The sequence below is a fragment of the Bartonella sp. AD24XZML genome (assembly GCF_042196485.1).
Taxonomy (GTDB): Bacteria; Pseudomonadota; Alphaproteobacteria; order Rhizobiales; family Rhizobiaceae; genus Bartonella.
In genome coordinates this window covers 42,031-61,482 of record NZ_JBHIQH010000034.1, presented here as the reverse complement: position 1 = coordinate 61,482, position 19,452 = coordinate 42,031, and the positions used below count along the sequence as shown (strand labels likewise).

The window sequence follows — 19,452 nt, the reverse complement described above, 5'->3', positions numbered from 1 at the left end:
TTTTTTGTACAATGATGTTGTTTTTTTCTTCGTTTAGTGATTGGCTTCCAGGTGTGAATGTATTTCGTTATATTACTTTTCGCACGATAGCGGCTATGCTTACTTCGGGGCTTATCGTCTTTTTGTTTGGACCTAGCATCATTGCTTCTCTTAAATTGCGGCAGGGTAAGGGGCAACCGATTCGTGCTGATGGTCCTCGAACACATTTTAAAAAGGCTGGAACACCTACAATGGGTGGATTGATGATTTTAATCGGCATTGTGGTATCGGCATTTTTATGGGGTAATTTATCGAATATTTACTTTTGGGTATCGCTATTGGTTATGCTTTCTTTTGGGGGAATTGGATTTTATGATGATTATCTTAAGGTCGCAAAACAAACAGACAAAGGATTTTCTGGGAAAGCACGATTAAGCTTGGAGTTTTGTGTTGCGGCAATTGCGGCTTTTGCCATCTTGAAAATTGGTTCATCTGGATTAGCTTTGCCTTTTTTTAAAGATTATCTTATCAATTTGGGCTGGTTTTTTATTCCTTTTTCTGCTTTCGTCATTGTTGCGACGGGTAATGCGGTTAATTTAACGGATGGACTCGATGGGCTTGCTATTGTTCCTGTGATGGTTGCAGCTTTATCTTTTGCTCTGATTGCTTATCTTTCTGGTAATATGAATTTTGCTGATTATCTCCAAATCCATTATGTATCGGGAACAGGTGAATTGGCTATTTTATTGGGAGCTGTTGTTGGGGCAGGGCTTGGTTTTTTATGGTTTAATGCACCACCTGCAGCTATTTTTATGGGAGATACTGGTTCATTGGCTCTTGGAGGGCTCTTAGGGACTGTTGCGGTTGCTACGAAACACGAAATTGTTTTGGTTCTTATTGGTGGGCTTTTTGTTGTGGAAGCTTTTTCGGTCGTTATTCAGGTTAGTTATTTCAAATTAACAAGAAAACGCGTGTTTCTTATGGCACCGATACATCATCATTTTGAGAAAAAAGGCTGGACTGAAAGCCAAGTCGTGATACGCTTTTGGATTATTTCGATTGTTCTCGCTCTCATAGGTCTTTCAACACTTAAATTGCGGTGAGAATGTGATTTCTGTTACGTGTTATAAAGGTCAAAAAGTTGCTCTGTTTGGGTTGGGACAGTCTGGACTAGCAACGGCACAAGCATTGATGTGCGGTGGTGCAGAAGTGGTGGCGTGGGATGATAGTCCTTCAAGCGTGCAAATGGCTTTTCGGCACAATATTCCAACACGAGATCTCCGTTATGAAGATTGGTCAGAATTTGTTGCATTGATTGTAGCTCCTGGAGTTCCTTTAAATTATCCTCAACCCCATTGGGTTGTTGAAAAAGCACGAAAAAAAAATATAAAAATTATCGGTGATATTGAATTATTTGTTCGTGCGCGCCAGCATTTTTTACAGCATTATGGTTTTTGTGACCAAGATGTTCCTTTCATTGCGATTACGGGGACGAATGGCAAGTCAACCACAACGGCTTTACTTGCGCATTTGTTGGAAAAAATGGGCTATGATGTGCAGATGGGTGGAAATATCGGAAAGGCAATATTGACCCTTAAGCCCTTTGTAAAAAAACGTATTTATGTGATTGAATGTTCATCTTTTCAAATTGATCTTACTCCCTCTCTTCAGCCGACCATTGGACTTTTATTGAATTTAACACCTGATCATATTGATCGACATGGAAGTTTTACCTGTTATGTGCAAACCAAAAGGCATCTAATTGCTCAGGCTTCTCAGGCTTTCATTTCAGTTGATGATGCAGCTTGTCGGGTTTTATATCAACAGTTACTTCATGAGGGGAAGCAAATTGAGGCAGTTTCCAAGAATCATTTTGTTGAAAATGGTTTTTATGCAGATGGGACCAAGCTCTTTTCTGTTCGTCAAGGACAGCGCCATATGCTTGCAGATCTTGCTCCTATGGCAGTGTTACGTGGGAGTCATAATGCGCAAAATGCCCTTATGGCATTGGCAACGTTGCAGGCTTTAAAAATAACCGATCCTTCTATGAACAAGCATTTAGCAAGTTATAAAGGGTTGGATCATCGTATGCAGCAGGTGCGTAAAATGGGGGCGGTTTTGTTTATCAATGACAGCAAGGCGACTAATGCAGATGCAACAGCTCCTGCGCTTTCCACCTTTAATGATATTTTTTGGATTGTTGGGGGACAGGCAAAAAAGGGAGGGATAGAGTCTCTTAGAGAATTTTTTCCTAAAATTCGTAAAGCCTATTTGATTGGGAGCGCGGCGGAAGAATTTGCTCGCACTATTGGATCTGCTTTTCCCTTTTCTATGAGCTTAACTTTGAAAAATGCAGTGCGTGAAGCAGCTGTTGACGCAATGGGTTTTCAAGCAAAAGAGGTGACGGTTCTTTTGTCACCTGCTTGTGCAAGTTATGATCAATTTAAAAATTATGAAATGCGAGGCGAAGCATTTGTCTCTTTTGTGATGCAGTTACAATAAAAAAGCATCAGTTATAAAAAAATATTTTTGCGTTAAGACTCCAGAATCTTTTTTTGTGTAATTTAGTTTTTAAAGTGTTTGTTAAATAGGCTGGGGAACCATATCACTTTGAGATATTTATAAAATGGATAAGGTGGATATCATGGTGACGCGTGCAGATAGAGATCCAATTGCTAATTGGTGGTGGACGATTGATCGCTCTATCTTTGCAGCTTGTTTAATTTTAATGGGAATTGGCATTATGCTGTCTTTTGCTGCCAGCCCTATTATTGCAAAAAAAATCGGAATTGCTGATAGTTTTTATTTTGTTCGGTGGCATATCATTTTTAGCATTTCAGCATTTTTTACGATGGTTACCATTTCCTTTTTTTCGCTTTCTAATATTCGTCGTTTATGTGCTCTTTTGCTCATTGTAACGCTTGCTCTTATGGTTGCAACCTTATTTTGGGGTCCAGAATTAAAGGGAGCACGGAGGTGGATTCTACTATTTGGTTTTTCTGTACAGGCTTCAGAGTTTATGAAGCCAGCTTTTGTGGTTATGTCCGCTTGGCTTTTTTCAGAACAGATACGCAGGAGGGGAATTCTGGGTTATACGTTAGCGATTCTACTTTATGCCATTTGTTGTGTGCTTCTGGTTTTGCAGCCTGATATTGGACAAACAGTTTTAATAAGTGCAACATGGGGGGGGCTATTTTTTATTGCTGGTGTACCTCTTACCATTATTTTTCTCTTTCTCATTTTAGGCGTTGTAGGAATTATTTTAGCTTATCTTTTTCTACATCATGTGCGCGAGCGTATTAATGGTTTTTTGACAGGTGAAGGGGATACGTTTCAAGTGGATGTAGGACGTGAGGCTATTTTGAATGGTGGTTGGTTTGGGCAAGGACCTGGGGAGGGAACAGTAAAACGTATCATTCCTGATAGCCATACAGATTTTGTATTTTCCGTTGCTGCTGAAGAATATGGTATTATTCTTTGTTTATTAATTATGATGCTTTTTGGCTTTATCGTTATGCGTTCATTGTATATAGCCATGAATACACGTGATTCCTTTATACGTCTTGGTATTACTGGCATAGCAATGATGATTGGCTTTCAATCAGCGATTAATATGGCCGTTAATCTTCACTTAATTCCTCCAAAAGGCATGACATTGCCTTTTATTTCTTATGGTGGTTCTTCGATGGTGGCGATTGCGTTTTCAATGGGAATTTTGCTCAGTTTAACACGTCGTTGGCCAGAAGCGCGCCTTTCAGCTTTTTCTTCCTCTTCTGTCTTGGATACCCCTTATGAATGATAAAAAAGTTATTGTTTTGGTGGCTGGTGGTACAGGTGGACATCTTTTTCCTGCTGAAGCCCTTTCTGTTGAATTAAGGCAGCGTGGATATGATGTTCATTTAATAACAGATGAAAGAGCACGACCTTTTGTTCGGTGCTTTGATGAAGGGCATATTCATATCGTTTTATCGGCAACATTTACACGACGCCATCCTTTTGCTCTGATAAAGACGTTTTGGTCTTTGCTAAGGGGGATGGGGCAATCGTTGGCGTTGTTTTATAAATTACGTCCTGTTCTTGTTGGAGGATTTGGGGGGTATCCGAGCTTTCCTCCTCTTTTTATTGCGGCCTTAACGAGGCGTGTAACATTTATTCATGAACAAAATGCTGTTATGGGGCGTGCCAATCGGGTGTTGGCAATTTTTGTGCGTGCAATCGCTGGTGGTTTGTTGTCGCCAAAAGGCGCTTATGCTCATAAAATACTTTTGACGGGGAATCCTGTCCGTGAGGCTGTGTTGAAGGCGGCTAAAATTCCTTATCATTCTTCAGAGGGAGAAAAGCCATTTAATTTTTTGATTTTTGGAGGTAGCCAAGGGGCTTCTGCTTTTTCACATATTGTTCCAGAAGCTATTGCTTTATTTGATGATAAGAACCGTAAACGTTTACGAATTGTACAGCAAGTCCGCGGTGAAGCAGGAAGGTTGATCAAAATCTATCGTGATATGGGCATACAAGCAGAAGTTGCTCCTTTCTTTGATGATATGGCTGAACGTATGGCACATGCTCATTTTATTTTGTCGCGCGCTGGGGCTTCGTCCGTTTGTGAGATAGCGGTGATTGGTAGACCTGCTTTGCTTGTTCCCTATCCCCATGCTTTAGATCATGATCAGGCTGCCAATGCAGCTCTGCTTGCTCGTGTAGGTGGTGCGCAAATTGTATCAGAAAAAGATTTAAATGCACAAAAGCTTTTTTCTCTTTTAATGCACGCTTGTTGTGCGCCCCATTTATTGGAAAAACAAGCGCTTGCTGCAAAAAAAGTTGGACAACCTCATGCAACCTGTTGCCTTGCTGATATGGCTGAGTCCTTAATTGCAGGGCGATTGTTGTCAGATATAAAAGAGGAGCTTTTTAATGAAAATGCCACTTGATATAGGCGTTATCCATTTTATTGGAATCGGGGGGATCGGTATGAGTGGAATTGCGGAGGTTTTTTATAATCTTGGCTATAAAGTTCAAGGGTCAGATCAAGTTGAAAGTGCAAATGTTGAACGTTTGCGGAAAAAAGGAATTAACGTTCATATAGGTCATTGTGCTGAAAACTTAGGGAATGCAGAGGTTGTTGTTTTTTCTACTGCCGTTAAAAAAACAAATCCTGAGTATATTGCTGCAAAGGAAAGACATTTGCCGCTTGTCAGACGTGCAGAAATGCTGGCGGAGCTGATGCGGTTTCGGCGTGCAATTGCGGTGGGTGGTACACATGGTAAAACAACAACCACATCAATGGTCGCAGCCCTTCTTGATGCTGGTCATTTTGATCCAGTGGTGATTAATGGCGGTATTATTAATGCTTATGGTACGAATTCTCGTACAGGAGATGGCGATTGGATGATTGTTGAAGCTGATGAAAGTGATGGTACATTTTTAAAGCTGCCTGCTGATATTGCTGTTATTACTAATATTGACGCTGAGCATTTGGATCATTATGGAAGTTTTGATGCTGTGCGTGAGGCTTTTCGGCAATTCGTAGAAAATGTTCCTTTTTATGGTTTTGCTGTTTTGTGTCTTGATCATCCAGAGGTTCAGTCATTGGCGGGCCGTATTGATGATCGTTGGGTGATCACTTATGGTGAAAATCCACAAGCGGATGTTCGTTTTCTTAATCTTTCGATGGATGGTCAAAAAACGCATTTTGATGTTCTTGTTCGCTCACGCAAAACAGGAAGAAAGATTGAGTTGAAAAATTTGCTTTTGCCCATGGCAGGGCAGCATAATGTTGCTAATGCAACGGCGGCGATTGCTATTGCGCATGAACTTGGCATTTCAAATGAAGCTATAAAAAGTGGCTTAGCAGAATTTGGCGGAGTAAAACGGCGTTTTACGCGAACAGGAAGTTGGCGAGGTATTGAAATATTTGATGATTATGGACATCATCCTGTTGAAATAAAGGCTGTTTTGCGTGCAGCACGTGAGAGTGCAAAAGGGCGTGTTATTGCGATTGCACAACCTCATCGGTATTCACGTTTGTATCATTTATTTGATGATTTTTCTGCTTGTTTTAATGATGCAGATACAGTGTTGATTACGCCCGTTTATGCGGCTGGTGAAGAGCCTATTGTAGGATTTGGTTCTCAAGAATTGGTAGAGCATATTAAAATGGCGGGTCATCGTGATGTGCGCTTGATACATAGTCTGGAAGATGTTGTGTCTCTTGTCTCAAAATTTGCTCAGGCAGAGGATTATGTTGTTTTTCTTGGTGCTGGCAATATCACACAATGGGCTTGTGCGTTGCCTCATCAATTAGCGGTATTGGATGGTCATGGTAAATTTTCAGCACATTGATGGTGAGGCGCTATTGGCGCAATTGCAACCACTGTTGGGTGGCGTGAGAGGAAAGCTTACACCTAATGTTGAGATGCGTAAGGTAACGTGGTTTCGCACGGGCGGGTTGGCAGAGCTTTTTTATCAGCCTGTTGATGAAGAAGATTTGGCTCTCTTTCTTCAAAATTTGCCTGAATGTGTTCCTGTAACGATTGTCGGTATCGGTTCTAATCTTCTGGTGCGTGATGGGGGGGTTCCTGGTGTTGTGATTCGTCTTTCGCCAAAAAAATTTGGGCAAGTGAAGCAAGTTTCTCCAAAAGGCTTTTTAGTTGGTGCTGGTACGGCGGATAAACATTTAGCTGCTGCCGCTTTAGAAGCTGAGATTGCAGGTTTTCATTTTTATCATGGTATTCCTGGAGGTCTTGGAGGAGCTCTCAAAATGAACGCGGGTGCGAATGGTGTTGAAACCGCAGCGCGTGTTGTTGAGGTCTATGCGCTGGATCGTAAAGGGCAACGTCATATCTTGAGTGTGAAAGATATGCATTATTCCTATCGCCATTGTGATATTCCTAAAGATTTTATTTTTACGGCTGCTTTATTAGAAGGAAGACTCGGCAATAAAGATGATATTCGTGCTGCTATGGATGAAGTTGCCCTCCACAGAGAAACAGTGCAACCTATTCGCGAAAAAACAGGGGGGTCAACTTTCAAAAATCCTGAGAATACATCCGCGTGGCGCGTGATTGATGAAGCAGGGTGTCGTGGTTTACAGATTGGTGGCGCTCAAATGAGTGAAATGCACTGTAATTTTATGATTAATACAGGGCAAGCAACAGGATATGATCTTGAAGCATTGGGAGAAACAGTGCGTGCGCGTGTTTTTGCAAATTCAGCCCACCTTTTACAATGGGAAATAGAGCGTATTGGTCAATTTGAGCGTGGTCGAAGTGTTTCTCCTTTTGATCCATTTCATTGATTTATTGTTCACTAAAAAAGTGAAAATAAAAAATTGAGTCATTTCAAAGAGATAATAAAAAAATCTATTAAGAATCAATAAATTAACAAAGAATCTCTTGCATCAGGCTTTTGAGTCTGATTCATTATGCAAAATGCTAGGTTATTGATTCGCAAGGATAAACTTTGTTTTTCCTGTATGTGGTGCTGATGTATTCTATATAGACTACATATAGTATGCGAAAGAGGGTGATTTATTATGAAAGATAAACATATAGCTGTGTTAATGGGAGGTTTTTCTTCTGAACGGTTTATAAGTTTATCTTCGGGGGCGGCGTGTGCTGATGTTCTAGAGATGCAGGGGTATCGCGTGAGCCGCGTGGATGTTGACGCTCATATTGCTTCTGTTCTTGAACAGTTGCAGCCCGATATTGCCTTCAATGCATTGCATGGTCCATTTGGTGAAGATGGCCGGATCCAGGGGATTCTTGAATATTTAAAAATTCCTTATACCCATTCTGGTGTGATGGCATCCGCTTTGGCAATGGATAAGGGACGTGCAAAAATTATCGTTGAAAATTTTGGGGTTTGTGTTGCTCCTTCTCGTATCATGAGCCGCTTTGCTTTGGGACAAACGCATCCCATGGAGCCTCCTTATGTAATTAAACCTGTGTGTGAAGGATCAAGTTTTGGTGTTGTCATTGTCCAGGAAAATGAAGCAGCACCGCCGCATAGTATTGGGGGAGCTGAGTGGGGGTATGCTGATGAGGTGATGATTGAAAAATATATTCCTGGTCGTGAATTGACTTGTGCTGTTTTGGGGAATGAAGTGCTGGATGTGTGTGAAATTCTTCCCGATAAACACTTTCCATTCTACGATTATGGCTCGAAATATAAAACGGGTGGTTCTCTTCACATTTGTCCTGCACAACTTTCACTAAATATTTACCAAAGTGTGCAAAGAATGTCTTTAGCAGCCCATCAGGCGATAGGGTGTCGAGGTGTTAGCCGTTCTGATTTTCGTTTTGATGAGAAAACGGGAGAATTGGTTTGGCTTGAAATTAATACGCAACCCGGTATGACATCGACGTCTCTTCTTCCTGATATTGCAAAAGCGAGCGGCCGTACTTACGGCGATATTGTTCAATGGATGGTGGAGGACGCATCATGTATGCGTTGAATGTTAATAAAACAAATGTTCCGATGGAGGTGCTTTCAGTGCCGGCTTTGCCACGTCTTTATCGTCGTTTTCTCCGGTTTATGTTTGAGTTTGTTTTTGTCAATATTCATATTCCACGCCATTTCGGCTCTTTTGCTGTTGTATGGTTTTTCTTTGTTACGGCTTTTTATGGACTTTCATCAAGTGGTCAGATGGCTGTGATCGTAAATACGATCATATTGGATAGTAGTTTTGTGGTCACTCATGTCGATATAAGCGGTAATAAGCGTTTGGCAAAGCAGGATATTTTTAAAATTTTAAAACTTGATGTTGCGCCTTCTATATTCACTTTTGATGTTGAAAGAGCACGTTCTCTTTTGGAAAAACAGGCTTGGGTGCAATCGGCTAATGTTCAGAAAATTTATCCCAATAGAATGCGCATTTCCATTGTGGAGCGTGAACCCTATGCCATTTGGCAACATGATGGCATAATGGATATTGTTGATAATACAGGTCGTGTCATTGTGCCTTTTAAAGGGGAAATTGTTCGGGATTTACCTCTTGTGGTTGGGCAGGGTGCACAAAATGCTGCTAAAGTGTTTATTCAAGCGCTGTCAGTTTATCCGGAAGTATATGATCGTATTCGTGCTTTTGTGCGGGTAGGTGATCGACGTTGGGATCTTGTTTTGAATAATGGAATGCGCGTTATGTTGCCTGAAAATGGTGCTCTTGAAAGGCTTTCTTCTCTTTTTTCGTCCGGTACAATGCAAGATCTTTTATCTCGCGATATTCTCAGTGTTGATTTACGTCTTGCTGATCGAATTACTGTTTCTTTATCAGATGAAACGTTGGAGCGTTATCATACTACTGTAGCAGAAGAAGAACGTATTTTAAAAGCGCGAAAGGCAGGAAGCCTATGATGCTGCTCAGATCACATCATTTGAAGGGGCGTAAAACACGTTTTTTAACGGTACTTGATGTCGGTTCAAGTAAGATTGTTTGTCTTATTGCTTGTTTGCGTCCTTTGAAGCATGCGCACTATTTACATGGTCGTACACATTCTACGGAAATTCTAGGCTTTGGAGTGCAGCGTTCACGTGGTATTAAATCTGGTGTTGTCATGGATATGTTTGCAGCAGAACAATCCATAAGATTGGCTGTTGATGCGGCAGAAAAAATGGCGGGTTTGGTGGTGGATTCAGTGATTGTGAATTTTTCCTCAAGTCGATTACAAAGTGCTTTGATTAATGGAAAGGTCCATTTGAATGGTCGTGAAGTCACCAAGCGTGATATGCGTATGGCCTTTTCAGATGTTTCGCGTAAAGCCTTTGATGCTGAACGTCATGTTATGCACTCAGTTCCAGTTTCTTATGTATTGGATGGAGATAAAGGAATTTTTGATCCTATTGGCATGGCAGGGGAAACATTTGGTGTCGACGTGCATGTGGTAACAGCAGAAACAGCCTCTTTGCGTAATTTAGAAACTTGTATTAATCGTGCACATTTGAGTGTTGAAGCAATGGTTGCTACTCCCTTTGCAAGTGGTCTTGCTGTCTTGATGAATGATGAGGCGCATTTAGGGGCTGCATGTATTGATTTTGGTGGTGGAACAACAACATTTTCAGTGTTTTTTGAGGGGAAATTTATTCATGCGGATGCTCTTGCTGTTGGGGGGCATCATGTGACTCTTGATGTTGCGCGCGGATTTTCTATGTCTTTAACAGAGGCGGAACGTTTAAAAGTTGTTTATGGTTCAGCACTTTTAACAAGTGCTGATGAGCGGCAAATGATTAATGTAGCAGAAATTGGGAGTGAACAGCGTGAAACTCAATATCCTCGCGCAGTTCTTGGGCGTATCATTCGTGCGCGTGTTGAAGAAATTTTAGAAATGGTCCGTGATTGTTTAAATCGTTCTGGTTTTGGTCACATCATTGGTAAACGTGTTATTTTGACTGGGGGAGCAAGCCAGTTAACAGGATTGCCAGAAATGGCACGTACTATATTAGGAAGAAACGTTCGTATCGGGCGGCCTTTAGGTATTTCGAGGCTTCCTTCTCTTGCAAAAGGGGCGGCGTTTACATCTGCTGTTGGGTTGTTAATTTATCCGCAATTGGTGGGGTTTGAAGAAAAAACAATGCAGGCGGCAGGAAATCATTTATCGATGGGCACGCATGGATATTTTCAGCGTGTTGGTCAGTGGTTGCGTGAGAGTTTTTAGTTAAGTCTAGTTGGATAAATTTCATCGCTTTGGCTTGCGGTGTCTTATGAGAAGGAAAAGAAAATGACGATTAATCTGCATCGGCCAGATATCGCGGAATTGAAGCCACGCATTACCGTTTTTGGTGTTGGAGGTGGTGGCGGGAATGCCGTGAATAATATGATAAATGCTGGTCTTCAGGGAGTTGACTTTGTTGTTGCAAATACGGATGCACAGGCTTTGGCTATGTCAAAGGCTGAACGTGTTATCCAACTTGGGGCAGCTGTGACAGAAGGTTTGGGTGCTGGTGCTTTACCGGAAGTTGGGCAAGCGGCGGCGGAGGAATGTATTGATGAAATTATTGATCATCTTGCAGACTCTCATATGGTTTTCATTACTGCTGGTATGGGGGGGGGGACTGGAACAGGAGCTGCTCCCGTTGTTGCTCGCGCAGCGCGTGAAAAAGGTATTTTGACTGTTGGTGTTGTGACAAAGCCGTTTCAGTTTGAAGGCGCACGTCGTATGAAAACGGCAGAGGCTGGTATTGAAGAATTACAAAAGTCTGTCGATACATTGATTGTTATTCCCAATCAAAATCTTTTCCGTATTGCAAATGATAAGACAACGTTTGCTGATGCTTTTGCTATGGCTGACCAAGTGCTTTATTCTGGTGTTGCTTCCATTACGGATTTGATGATTAAAGAGGGTTTGATTAACCTTGATTTTGCTGATGTTCGTTCTGTGATGCACGAAATGGGTCGAGCCATGATGGGAACGGGTGAGGCATCTGGTGATGGGCGTGCTTTGGCTGCGGCTGAAGCTGCTATTGCAAACCCATTGTTGGATGATACCTCTATGCGTGGGGCGCGTGGTTTATTGATTTCTATTACGGGTGGTCGTGATATGACTCTCTTTGAGGTTGATGAAGCTGCTAATCGTATTCGTGAAGAAGTAGATGCTGATGCGAATGTGATCTTTGGCGCTATTGATGATGAGTCATTGGAAGGTGTTATTCGTGTTTCTGTGGTTGCCACCGGTATTGATCGTGAAGTTAGTGATGTGGTTCAGTCCTCTCATCCTCAGATTCAAAGGCCTGCTTCTTCAATACGCAAGAGCGATCCTGGAACGTCACACAGTTCTTTTCATGTTCAATCATCGCCTCTGCGTTCTGAGTCAATGGTAGAAGTGATCGAATCACTTGAAATAGAGAAGGGTAAATCAACCGGAGAACAGTTCCGTCCCAAAAGTCAAATTTTTGCACATCCTGTAGAAGCAATGACGACACGAAGTGCGACGAGTGCTGTTGCGTATGGCTCAAATGCTGTTCAGGAACAGAAATTAAATGTGCCTCGTATGCAAGTAAGCCGCGGTTCTCAACAGGCGATGGCGGCTCCCGTGAGTATGGAGGCAACAGCGCATGTTCTTGATGAGATGACAGGGGTTGTGAAGCAAACAGAAAAGCCAGTGCAACCAAAACAAATGCAAGCGCGCGCTCCAATGCGTATGCCTGAGTTAAAGGATTTTCCTCCTGTTGCTCATGGACAAAGCCAAAGAACATTTGTGACTGATCAAGGTCCTCGTAATCTTTGGCAGCGTTTGAAACAGAGCTTGACACATCGTGAAGAAGCTGAGCCAGAAGCGAGGTTGGAGCCTGCTGTTAGATCGTCTCAGCAGAAAGAGTCTCATGTTTACAATAAAAACTCTCAGGCGCTTTCTCAAGATGCTTCTGTTTATGTTCCACGTCGTTCTGGTGAGCTGCATCCTCAGGTACCACAAGATCAGCGTACTTTTATAAGTGAAGAAGATCAGTTGGAAATACCAGCATTTTTACGTCGTCAGGCAAATTAATTGATGAAAAATGAGGTAAAGTAAGAAATTTTATTATTTCTTTAATGCTCAGTCAAAAATTATACAGTAAAATATATTACTGTTTTTTGAATAAAATACTTTGTTTAAAAAAAACCGCTTACAATAAGCGGTTTTTTTTTATTATTTACTATGAATATTTTTTATAGTTTTATAAATTTTGTTAAAAGATGTACAAGCAATTTAATAAAATGATATGATGAGTTTAGTACCAAAATATCAGTCTACTCTTAAAAAAGCAGTAACATTTAAGGGGATTGGCGTTCATAGTGGCTGTTTGTCAGTGGTAAAGGTTTGTCCAGCGGATGTTGGGTGCGGTATTGTTTTTAAGCGTTGTGGATTAGACGGAACAGAGAAAATATTTCAAGCCCATGCATCGCAAACAGGAAAAACTGAATTATCAACAGTACTTGGAGATGGAGATGTAAGGGTTGAAACAATTGAACATTTGATGGCAGCAATTGCTGCTTATAATTTGGATAATCTTATTATTGAAGTGTCACATAATGAGATTCCTATTTTGGATGGTTCAGCGTGGCTATATTGCCAAGCTTTTGAAGATGTTGGTATTGTACAGCAAAATGCCTTGCGTTCTTATTTCATTATAAAAAAGCCGTTGCGGGTTGAAGGAGCTCATGGTGTTGCAGAGCTTTTGCCATTCGATGGACGTCGTTTTGATATAACGATCTCTTTTCCTTCTTCTGCTATTGGTAAGCAACATTTCAGTTTTGATCTTACCACACGAGGGTTTAGGGATGATTTGTCACGTGCGCGCACTTTTGGTTTTATCAAAGACGTGGAAGAATTAAGGCTTTCTGGAAAGGCGAGAGGTGCTTCTTTGGAAAATTCTCTTGTTATCGACCTTAATGATAAAATTTTAAATCCCGATGGTCCTTATTGGGAGAATGAATGTGTTCGGCACAAAATGCTTGATGCGATTGGTGATACTGCTTTGTTTGGGGCACCTTTTATTGGATTATTTCGTTCTTATTGTAGTGGGCATAGAATTAATGCGCAATTGGTGAAGGCTGTTTTGGCAGACGAATCATATTATGAAAAAAGCTTTTTAGAGAAAGAGTAAAAAAATTGACAAGATTTTTTTATTGTTTATTTGATTTTTAAGGGGATGATTGACCTAAACTGCTAAATTGGTTATGTGGATTTTAAAGTGATATGGTATAAAACCTTTGATAAATTGTTTTTGCTACAAGGTGATATTCTGTGGAGGCCGGAAAAACTATGAAAAAATCTCATGTGTGCATTGGAAATATGACATATAGAAAATCTAACATTGTACGCAAGATATTGGGGGTGGTGCTTTTGGGAAGCACCTGTATGTTAGCGGGATGCCTCTTTAAAGAGAAAAATACCCTTGATCCATCTGCTTATGTTTTGAAAATAGAACCACCAGATGTTTTATATAATCAGGCGCTTGCTAGCCTTGAAAGTGGGCGGCTTGGGGACGCATCGAAGAAGTTTTTGAAGATTGAAAAACAGTACGCTTATACAGACTGGGGACGTAAATCTTTGGTCATGGGTGCTTTTACTAATTATCGACTCGGAAAGTATGATGATTCAATTAGTATGGCTCAACGCTATATTACTCTTTATCCGGGGTCGACTGACTCGGCTTATGCATATTATATTATTGGTCTTTCTTCTTTCCGTCGGATTCCTGATGTTACGCGTGATCAACGTGACACGAAACGTGCTATTGCTGCTATGCAGCTCCTTATAGAGCGTTATCCTAATTCTGAATATGTCAAGGATGCTAAGGATAAAATTCGTTTTGGGCGCGAACAACTGGCTGGTAAAGAAATGCAGATTGGCCGTTATTATGAAGAGGGACGGCGCTATCTTGCGGCAAGTAGACGGTTTCGTACCGTGGTTGAAGAGTATTCTGATACAAATCAAATTGAAGAAGCACTTTTCCGCTTGACTGAGGTTAATCTTGCTCTCGGCTTAACGGCGGAAGCACAGACGGCAGCAGCTATTTTAGGACGTAATTATCCCAAAAGTGAGTGGTATAAATTTTCTTATAATCTCTTGCAGAAGAATAAAATATCACCACGTGAGCATAAATCTTCTTGGATCTCAAATGCTTTAGGTGGTGACAAGAAGAGGGTACGTTGATTCTCTATGTTGGTACAGCTTTCGATTCATAATATTGTTTTGATCGAAACGCTCGATATTCATTTTACAGCGGGGTTGACGGTTTTAACTGGAGAAACGGGTGCGGGGAAGTCTATTCTCCTTGATGCTTTATCACTTGCTCTAGGGGGGCGGGGTGATGCTTCGCTTGTGCGTCATGGGGCTGACCGCGGGCAGGTCACAGCTGTTTTTGATGTGTCTGTTTCACATCCTGCACGTCAACTTATTCGTGAGAATGGTCTGGATGATGAGGGTGATATTATTTTACGACGTGTGCAATCAAGTGATGGGCGTAGCCGTGTTTTTATCAATGATCAGGTGTCTAGTGTTGCATTGATGCGGAGTGTTGGCCGTTTGCTGGTTGAAATCCATGGACAACATGATGATCGTGCGCTTGTTGATGTTGCTACACATCGCCAATTATTAGATGCCTTTGGTGGTCTTGAAGATGAAGTGGAAAATTTGCGTCAGTGTTATCATTCATGGCGTGAATTTGAGGAGCGTTTGCAACGGCAGCGTCTTAAAGTAGAGAGTGCTGTACGGGAGGTTGATTATCTTCGTGCGTGTGTAGAAGAGCTTGAAAAGCTTGATTTTAAAGTTGGTGAAGAGGAAGCTCTTTCTCTTCGTCGTGCCGATATGCTTAAATTAGAAAAAATAGCGACAGATATTAAAGAAGCAGATGATCTTTTAACGGGTCAAAAATCACCAATCCCAGTGCTTTCTAATTTGGTGAGGCGTTTGGAGCGGAAAATTCCTGAGGCGCAAGAACTTATTGCACCTGTGGTGAAATCTATTGATGAGGCATTGCATGCACTTGCAACAGCACAAGAAGGTATTGAGACGGCAATACGAGCATTAGATTTTGAACCTGATGAATTGGAACGGATAGAAGAGCGTCTTTTTTCTCTTCGGGGTTTTGCTCGTAAATATCAAGTTTCTGCGGATGAATTGGTTCAGTTATGCGATAAAATGGACGCAGAACTAGCTGATTTTGAAGAGGCTCAGACCATATTGACACGTTTTGAAGATGAGGCAAGACAAGCACAAAAAAATTATGATACGTTAGCGCAAGCGTTGTCAATAAAACGTCAAGAGGTTGCAAAGCACTTGTCTGTAAGTGTGATGGCTGAGTTGCCAGCATTGAAATTAGAGAGGGCTGAATTTATTGTTGAAATGCAAAGTGATATGGAAAAGCGGAGTGCAGAGGGATGTGATCGTATTGAATATTGGGTGCGAACAAATCCTGGAACACGTGCTGGGCCGATGCTTAGTGTGGCTTCTGGCGGTGAATTATCTCGTTTTTTGCTGGCATTAAAAGTTGTTTTATCTGATCGAGGATCAGCACCGACGCTGATTTTTGATGAAATTGATACAGGCGTTGGGGGGGCTGTTGCAGCGGCTATTGGGCAACGGTTGCAACGCTTATCAGAACATGTCCAAGTTTTCGCTATTACGCATGCTCCACAGGTTGCATCGAAAGCGCATGGTCATTTTCTTATTTCAAAAATTGAGAGTCATGATAAAGGACGCTTTGTTACTGCGATTCATAAAATGAAAGAACATGAGCGTGCAGAAGAAATTGCCCGTATGTTGGCTGGAGAACAGATTACTGAAGAAGCGCGTGCAGCGGCTCAAAAGCTGCTCGCATAAAGGTAATTAGTCAGCGATAAAAATACTGGAAAGCTTATATTTATTGAGATTCACTTGATGAGGAGGCGTGGGAGGCCCTTGTGGCAGTGCTTGTAATTTGGAATAGATTTTATGAACAAAGATGCAGATAAAAATCTCACAGCTGTTGAAGCAGAACGTGAATTAGAGTGGTTGGCAAAAGAGATTGCACGTCATGATGTGCTTTATAATCGTGATGATCAGCCTGAACTTTCTGATGCAGAATATGATGCTTTACGTCGTCGTAATGCAGAAATTGAAGCTCTTTTTCCAGAGCTTATACGTATTGATTCTCCTTCACATAAAATTGGGGCACCAATTTCTGAAAAATTTGAAAAATCTGTTCATGCACAGCCTATGCTTTCACTTGATAATGCGTTTAGCTCTGAAGATGTTACTGAATTTGTTGAGCGTATTCGTCGTTTTTTACGGCTTCCAGAAACACAAGTGTTGGAAATAACAGCGGAGCCAAAAATTGATGGTTTATCTTTGTCTTTGCGCTACGAAAAGGGGCAGCTTGTGCGTGCGGCAACGCGTGGGGATGGAACTGTCGGTGAAAATGTGACGGCAAATGCCCGAACAATTGCTGATATTCCACAAGTTTTGCAAGGTGATTTTCCTGATATCATTGAGGTGCGTGGTGAAGTTTATATGGGGCGGGAGGATTTCCAAGCATTGAATATCAGCCAACAAGAGAAGGGCAAGTTAACCTTTGCCAATCCTCGAAATGCGGCGGCTGGTTCTCTCCGTCAGCTTGATTCACGGATAACCGCTAGCAGAAAACTTCAATTTTTTTCTTATGCTTGTGGTGAGGTGAGTGAAATATTGGCAGAAAGTCAAATGGAGATGATGAAAAAGCTAAAAGAGTATGGCTTTGTTATCAATCCATTAACAAAAGTCTTTAAGACAGTAGAAGACATTATTTGCTATTATCACGATATCGAAGAATGCCGTCATTCTTTAAGCTATGATATTGATGGCATTGTTTATAAGGTTAATGATTTGATGCTCCAAAAGCGCTTGGGGTTTGTTTCTCGTTCGCCGCGTTGGGCTATCGCCCATAAATTTCCAGCAGAAAAAGCGATAGCGTTTTTGGAGGATATTGACATTCAAGTTGGGCGCACGGGAGCTTTGACACCTGTTGCACGTCTTACGCCTATTACTGTTGGTGGAGTGGTGGTGACCAATGCTAGTTTGCATAATGAGGATTATATTAAGGGAATTGGTCATAAAGGAGAGCCCATTCGTGAAGGACGTGATATCCGTGTAGGCGATAGCGTGATTGTACAACGTGCTGGTGATGTGATCCCTCAAGTTATTGATGTTATCATTGAAAAACGCCCGAAAGATGCTGCTGTTTTTATTTTTCCTCATTTGTGTCCAGCTTGTGGGAGTCATGCTGTTCGTGAAGTGGGAGAAGCCGTGCGTCGCTGTACAGGAGGGCTTATTTGTCCTGCACAAGCAATTGAACGTATTCGTCATTTTGTTTCACGCAATGCTTTTGATATTGAAGGCTTGGGTAAAAAACAGGTAGAGTTCTTTTTCCATGTTCAAGATGAGGCACTTTGTATTCATACACCAGCCGATATTTTTACTTTACAACGGCGCCAAGAAAAATCTTTGATACGTTTGGAAAATATGGAAGGTTTTGGTACTGTTTCAGTGCGGAAATTGTATGATGCCATTAATGCGCGCCGAGAAATTCCGTTGAGCCGTTTTTTGTTTGCATTGGGGATTCGTCATGTTGGCGAAGTGAATGCACGCCGCCTTGCGCGCGCTTATAAAAATTATACAGCTTTTGAGACTGCGGCTATGGAAGCATTTATGCCATGTGATAAGGAAAATGAAGAAGGAAATGAGGCTTGGATGGAGCTTACCAATATCGAAGGAATTGGACCACAGGTAGGGAGCGCAATTGTTGATTTTTATCAAGAAGAGCATAACCGTGAGATTTTATCTGTTTTGCTTGAAGAAGTAATACCTCTTGATGAGGAGCCTATCATAGCAGATTCTTCACCAATAGCGGAGAAAATCATTGTTTTTACAGGAACTTTGGCGCATATGTCACGCGATGAAGCAAAAGCATTGGCAGAGCGATTAGGGGCTAAAACATCTGGTTCACTTTCTAAAAAAACAGATCTTCTTGTTGCAGGACCTGGAGCGGGCTCCAAATTGGCTAAAGCTGAGAAATTAGGTGTTGAGGTTATCGATGAAGAGGCTTGGCTACAGCTGATTGAGAAACATAATGTTTAGAGGGATTTTTCCAGAAGATCGTATGCTGTTTGTATGATTATCTCTCTTACATTTTGGGGGATGAAATCAAAAAGGGGGATAATAGGGGCTGTTTTTTGCAAAAACAGAGCGCCATATATTTTGATATTTATTAAGTTATTAAAAATGATTAACGTTGAACTTAAATATTAAACTTAAACTATTATGATGAAGAATATACAAGATTATTATTATTAAAAGATATAAATTATTACTGTGAAGAAAGTTAAAATTTTTGAACAAATATGTATAATTTAATCCAAAATACCGTAATAAACCAATTATAATGACGTAATAGAAATATAACGCGGAAGATTACAAAATATAATAAAACATTCTGCTATAAATGAATAAGGGATATAACTGCGAGTTGTTTATTATGTTGAATTTATAAAAGACTACTGGTATCTATGCTTATCAGGCATTATTAGATGGTACACTTGTCCAATTTCATTACAAAATTTCGGATATTCGTTAATGCGTCTAGCAGCATAATTTTTTTTCTGACTTCCTTCATCTCTCTCAAATTTCTCAGCATAGGAAATTTCGTTTATTAGAGCTAGTATTTGGACTGAGAATATTTCAGAATTAAATACCATTCGTGCATATCTAAACATTGGATCTGTCGAGTTCATGACCAGATTTTTTGCCCAAATGAAATCGCTTTCTTTCCAATTATATTGAGAACGTAACTTATGTATGTAGGTAGGTAGGGATAATGCTGGAAATTTTTTATTATACTCTCTCTGTAATAAGTCCACAAGGCATGCACACCAAACAACTTTCGCATGGATAAGATTTATTTTCAGGAATTAGCACTATCATACCAGGGTTTAGAACATGATATACACCATAACTCTTATTATCCAGATATTTTTTCGCAATTTCT

14 protein-coding genes are annotated in these 19,452 nt (G+C 40.9%); all 14 read left to right on the top strand.

All coding sequences use genetic code 11. From position 1 onward, the window contains the following. Positions 1-11 precede the first annotated feature (11 nt). The 14 genes from mraY (at position 12) to ligA (ending at position 18,545) form a co-directional block, all read left to right on the top strand. Entirely contained in the window at positions 12-1,082 is a 1,071-nt protein-coding gene (mraY, locus tag ACFIMX_RS03135) for a phospho-N-acetylmuramoyl-pentapeptide-transferase (RefSeq protein ID WP_375640436.1), read from the top strand. Positions 1,083-1,086: 4 nt separating this feature from the next. Next, the gene (murD, locus tag ACFIMX_RS03130) at positions 1,087-2,481 is read left to right on the top strand and encodes a UDP-N-acetylmuramoyl-L-alanine--D-glutamate ligase (RefSeq protein WP_375640437.1); all 1,395 of its coding nucleotides are present in this window, start codon (positions 1,087-1,089) and stop codon (positions 2,479-2,481) included. Between the two features lie 142 nt (positions 2,482-2,623). After that, a complete protein-coding gene (locus ACFIMX_RS03125; protein WP_015856642.1) occupies positions 2,624-3,778 on the top strand; it encodes an FtsW/RodA/SpoVE family cell cycle protein in 1,155 nt (384 codons plus the stop codon). Continuing rightward, on the top strand, positions 3,771-4,907 hold the full coding sequence (locus ACFIMX_RS03120; protein ID WP_375694023.1) for a UDP-N-acetylglucosamine--N-acetylmuramyl-(pentapeptide) pyrophosphoryl-undecaprenol N-acetylglucosamine transferase: 1,137 nt from the start codon (positions 3,771-3,773) through the stop codon (positions 4,905-4,907). The genes ACFIMX_RS03125 and ACFIMX_RS03120 overlap by 8 nt, the downstream gene beginning before the upstream one ends. Continuing rightward, on the top strand, positions 4,891-6,318 hold the full coding sequence (murC, locus tag ACFIMX_RS03115; protein ID WP_375640440.1) for a UDP-N-acetylmuramate--L-alanine ligase: 1,428 nt from the start codon (positions 4,891-4,893) through the stop codon (positions 6,316-6,318). Before ACFIMX_RS03120 ends, murC begins: the two co-directional genes overlap by 17 nt. After that, positions 6,296-7,273, top strand: coding sequence for a UDP-N-acetylmuramate dehydrogenase (gene murB, locus ACFIMX_RS03110; RefSeq protein WP_375640468.1), 978 nt, complete (start codon positions 6,296-6,298; stop codon positions 7,271-7,273). The genes murC and murB overlap by 23 nt, the downstream gene beginning before the upstream one ends. Positions 7,274-7,510: 237 nt before the next feature. Then, positions 7,511-8,431, top strand: coding sequence for a D-alanine--D-alanine ligase (locus tag ACFIMX_RS03105; protein WP_375618226.1), 921 nt, complete (start codon positions 7,511-7,513; stop codon positions 8,429-8,431). After that, positions 8,419-9,330 (top strand): cell division protein FtsQ/DivIB, encoded by a 912-nt coding sequence (locus ACFIMX_RS03100; protein WP_375618227.1) that lies wholly within the window; start codon positions 8,419-8,421, stop codon positions 9,328-9,330. The genes ACFIMX_RS03105 and ACFIMX_RS03100 overlap by 13 nt, the downstream gene beginning before the upstream one ends. After that, positions 9,327-10,628, top strand: coding sequence for a cell division protein FtsA (gene ftsA / locus ACFIMX_RS03095; RefSeq protein WP_375640441.1), 1,302 nt, complete (start codon positions 9,327-9,329; stop codon positions 10,626-10,628). Before ACFIMX_RS03100 ends, ftsA begins: the two co-directional genes overlap by 4 nt. Positions 10,629-10,691: 63 nt before the next feature. Continuing rightward, positions 10,692-12,455 (top strand): cell division protein FtsZ, encoded by a 1,764-nt coding sequence (ftsZ, locus tag ACFIMX_RS03090; protein ID WP_375606973.1) that lies wholly within the window; start codon positions 10,692-10,694, stop codon positions 12,453-12,455. Between the two features lie 214 nt (positions 12,456-12,669). Further along, positions 12,670-13,554 carry a UDP-3-O-acyl-N-acetylglucosamine deacetylase gene (gene lpxC / locus ACFIMX_RS03085; RefSeq protein ID WP_375640442.1) on the top strand — a complete coding sequence of 295 codons (885 nt, stop codon included), beginning with the start codon at positions 12,670-12,672 and terminating at the stop codon, positions 13,552-13,554. 158 nt (positions 13,555-13,712) lie between these two features. Further along, the gene (locus tag ACFIMX_RS03080; RefSeq protein WP_375612003.1) at positions 13,713-14,606 is read left to right on the top strand and encodes an outer membrane protein assembly factor BamD; all 894 of its coding nucleotides are present in this window, start codon (positions 13,713-13,715) and stop codon (positions 14,604-14,606) included. 6 nt (positions 14,607-14,612) lie between these two features. Beyond that, entirely contained in the window at positions 14,613-16,274 is a 1,662-nt protein-coding gene (gene recN / locus ACFIMX_RS03075) for a DNA repair protein RecN (RefSeq protein WP_375618230.1), read from the top strand. 111 nt (positions 16,275-16,385) lie between these two features. Then, positions 16,386-18,545, top strand: coding sequence for an NAD-dependent DNA ligase LigA (gene ligA, locus ACFIMX_RS03070; protein ID WP_375640445.1), 2,160 nt, complete (start codon positions 16,386-16,388; stop codon positions 18,543-18,545). The last annotated feature ends 907 nt before the right edge of the window (positions 18,546-19,452 follow it).

What these genes read in the sequence shown, in the direction of transcription:
- mraY (WP_375640436.1), top strand. Translation starts at nt 12, where the DNA reads ATGATGTTGTTTTTTTCTTCGTTTAGTGATTGGCTTCCAGGTGTGAAT.
- ACFIMX_RS03125 (WP_015856642.1), top strand. Translation starts at nt 2,624, where the DNA reads ATGGTGACGCGTGCAGATAGAGATCCAATTGCTAATTGGTGGTGGACG.
- ACFIMX_RS03120 (WP_375694023.1), top strand. Translation starts at nt 3,771, where the DNA reads ATGAATGATAAAAAAGTTATTGTTTTGGTGGCTGGTGGTACAGGTGGA.
- murC (WP_375640440.1), top strand. Translation starts at nt 4,891, where the DNA reads ATGAAAATGCCACTTGATATAGGCGTTATCCATTTTATTGGAATCGGG.
- murB (WP_375640468.1), top strand. Translation starts at nt 6,296, where the DNA reads ATGGTAAATTTTCAGCACATTGATGGTGAGGCGCTATTGGCGCAATTG.
- ACFIMX_RS03105 (WP_375618226.1), top strand. Translation starts at nt 7,511, where the DNA reads ATGAAAGATAAACATATAGCTGTGTTAATGGGAGGTTTTTCTTCTGAA.
- ACFIMX_RS03100 (WP_375618227.1), top strand. Translation starts at nt 8,419, where the DNA reads ATGTATGCGTTGAATGTTAATAAAACAAATGTTCCGATGGAGGTGCTT.
- ftsA (WP_375640441.1), top strand. Translation starts at nt 9,327, where the DNA reads ATGATGCTGCTCAGATCACATCATTTGAAGGGGCGTAAAACACGTTTT.
- ftsZ (WP_375606973.1), top strand. Translation starts at nt 10,692, where the DNA reads ATGACGATTAATCTGCATCGGCCAGATATCGCGGAATTGAAGCCACGC.
- lpxC (WP_375640442.1), top strand. Translation starts at nt 12,670, where the DNA reads ATGATGAGTTTAGTACCAAAATATCAGTCTACTCTTAAAAAAGCAGTA.
- ACFIMX_RS03080 (WP_375612003.1), top strand. Translation starts at nt 13,713, where the DNA reads ATGAAAAAATCTCATGTGTGCATTGGAAATATGACATATAGAAAATCT.
- recN (WP_375618230.1), top strand. Translation starts at nt 14,613, where the DNA reads ATGTTGGTACAGCTTTCGATTCATAATATTGTTTTGATCGAAACGCTC.
- ligA (WP_375640445.1), top strand. Translation starts at nt 16,386, where the DNA reads ATGAACAAAGATGCAGATAAAAATCTCACAGCTGTTGAAGCAGAACGT.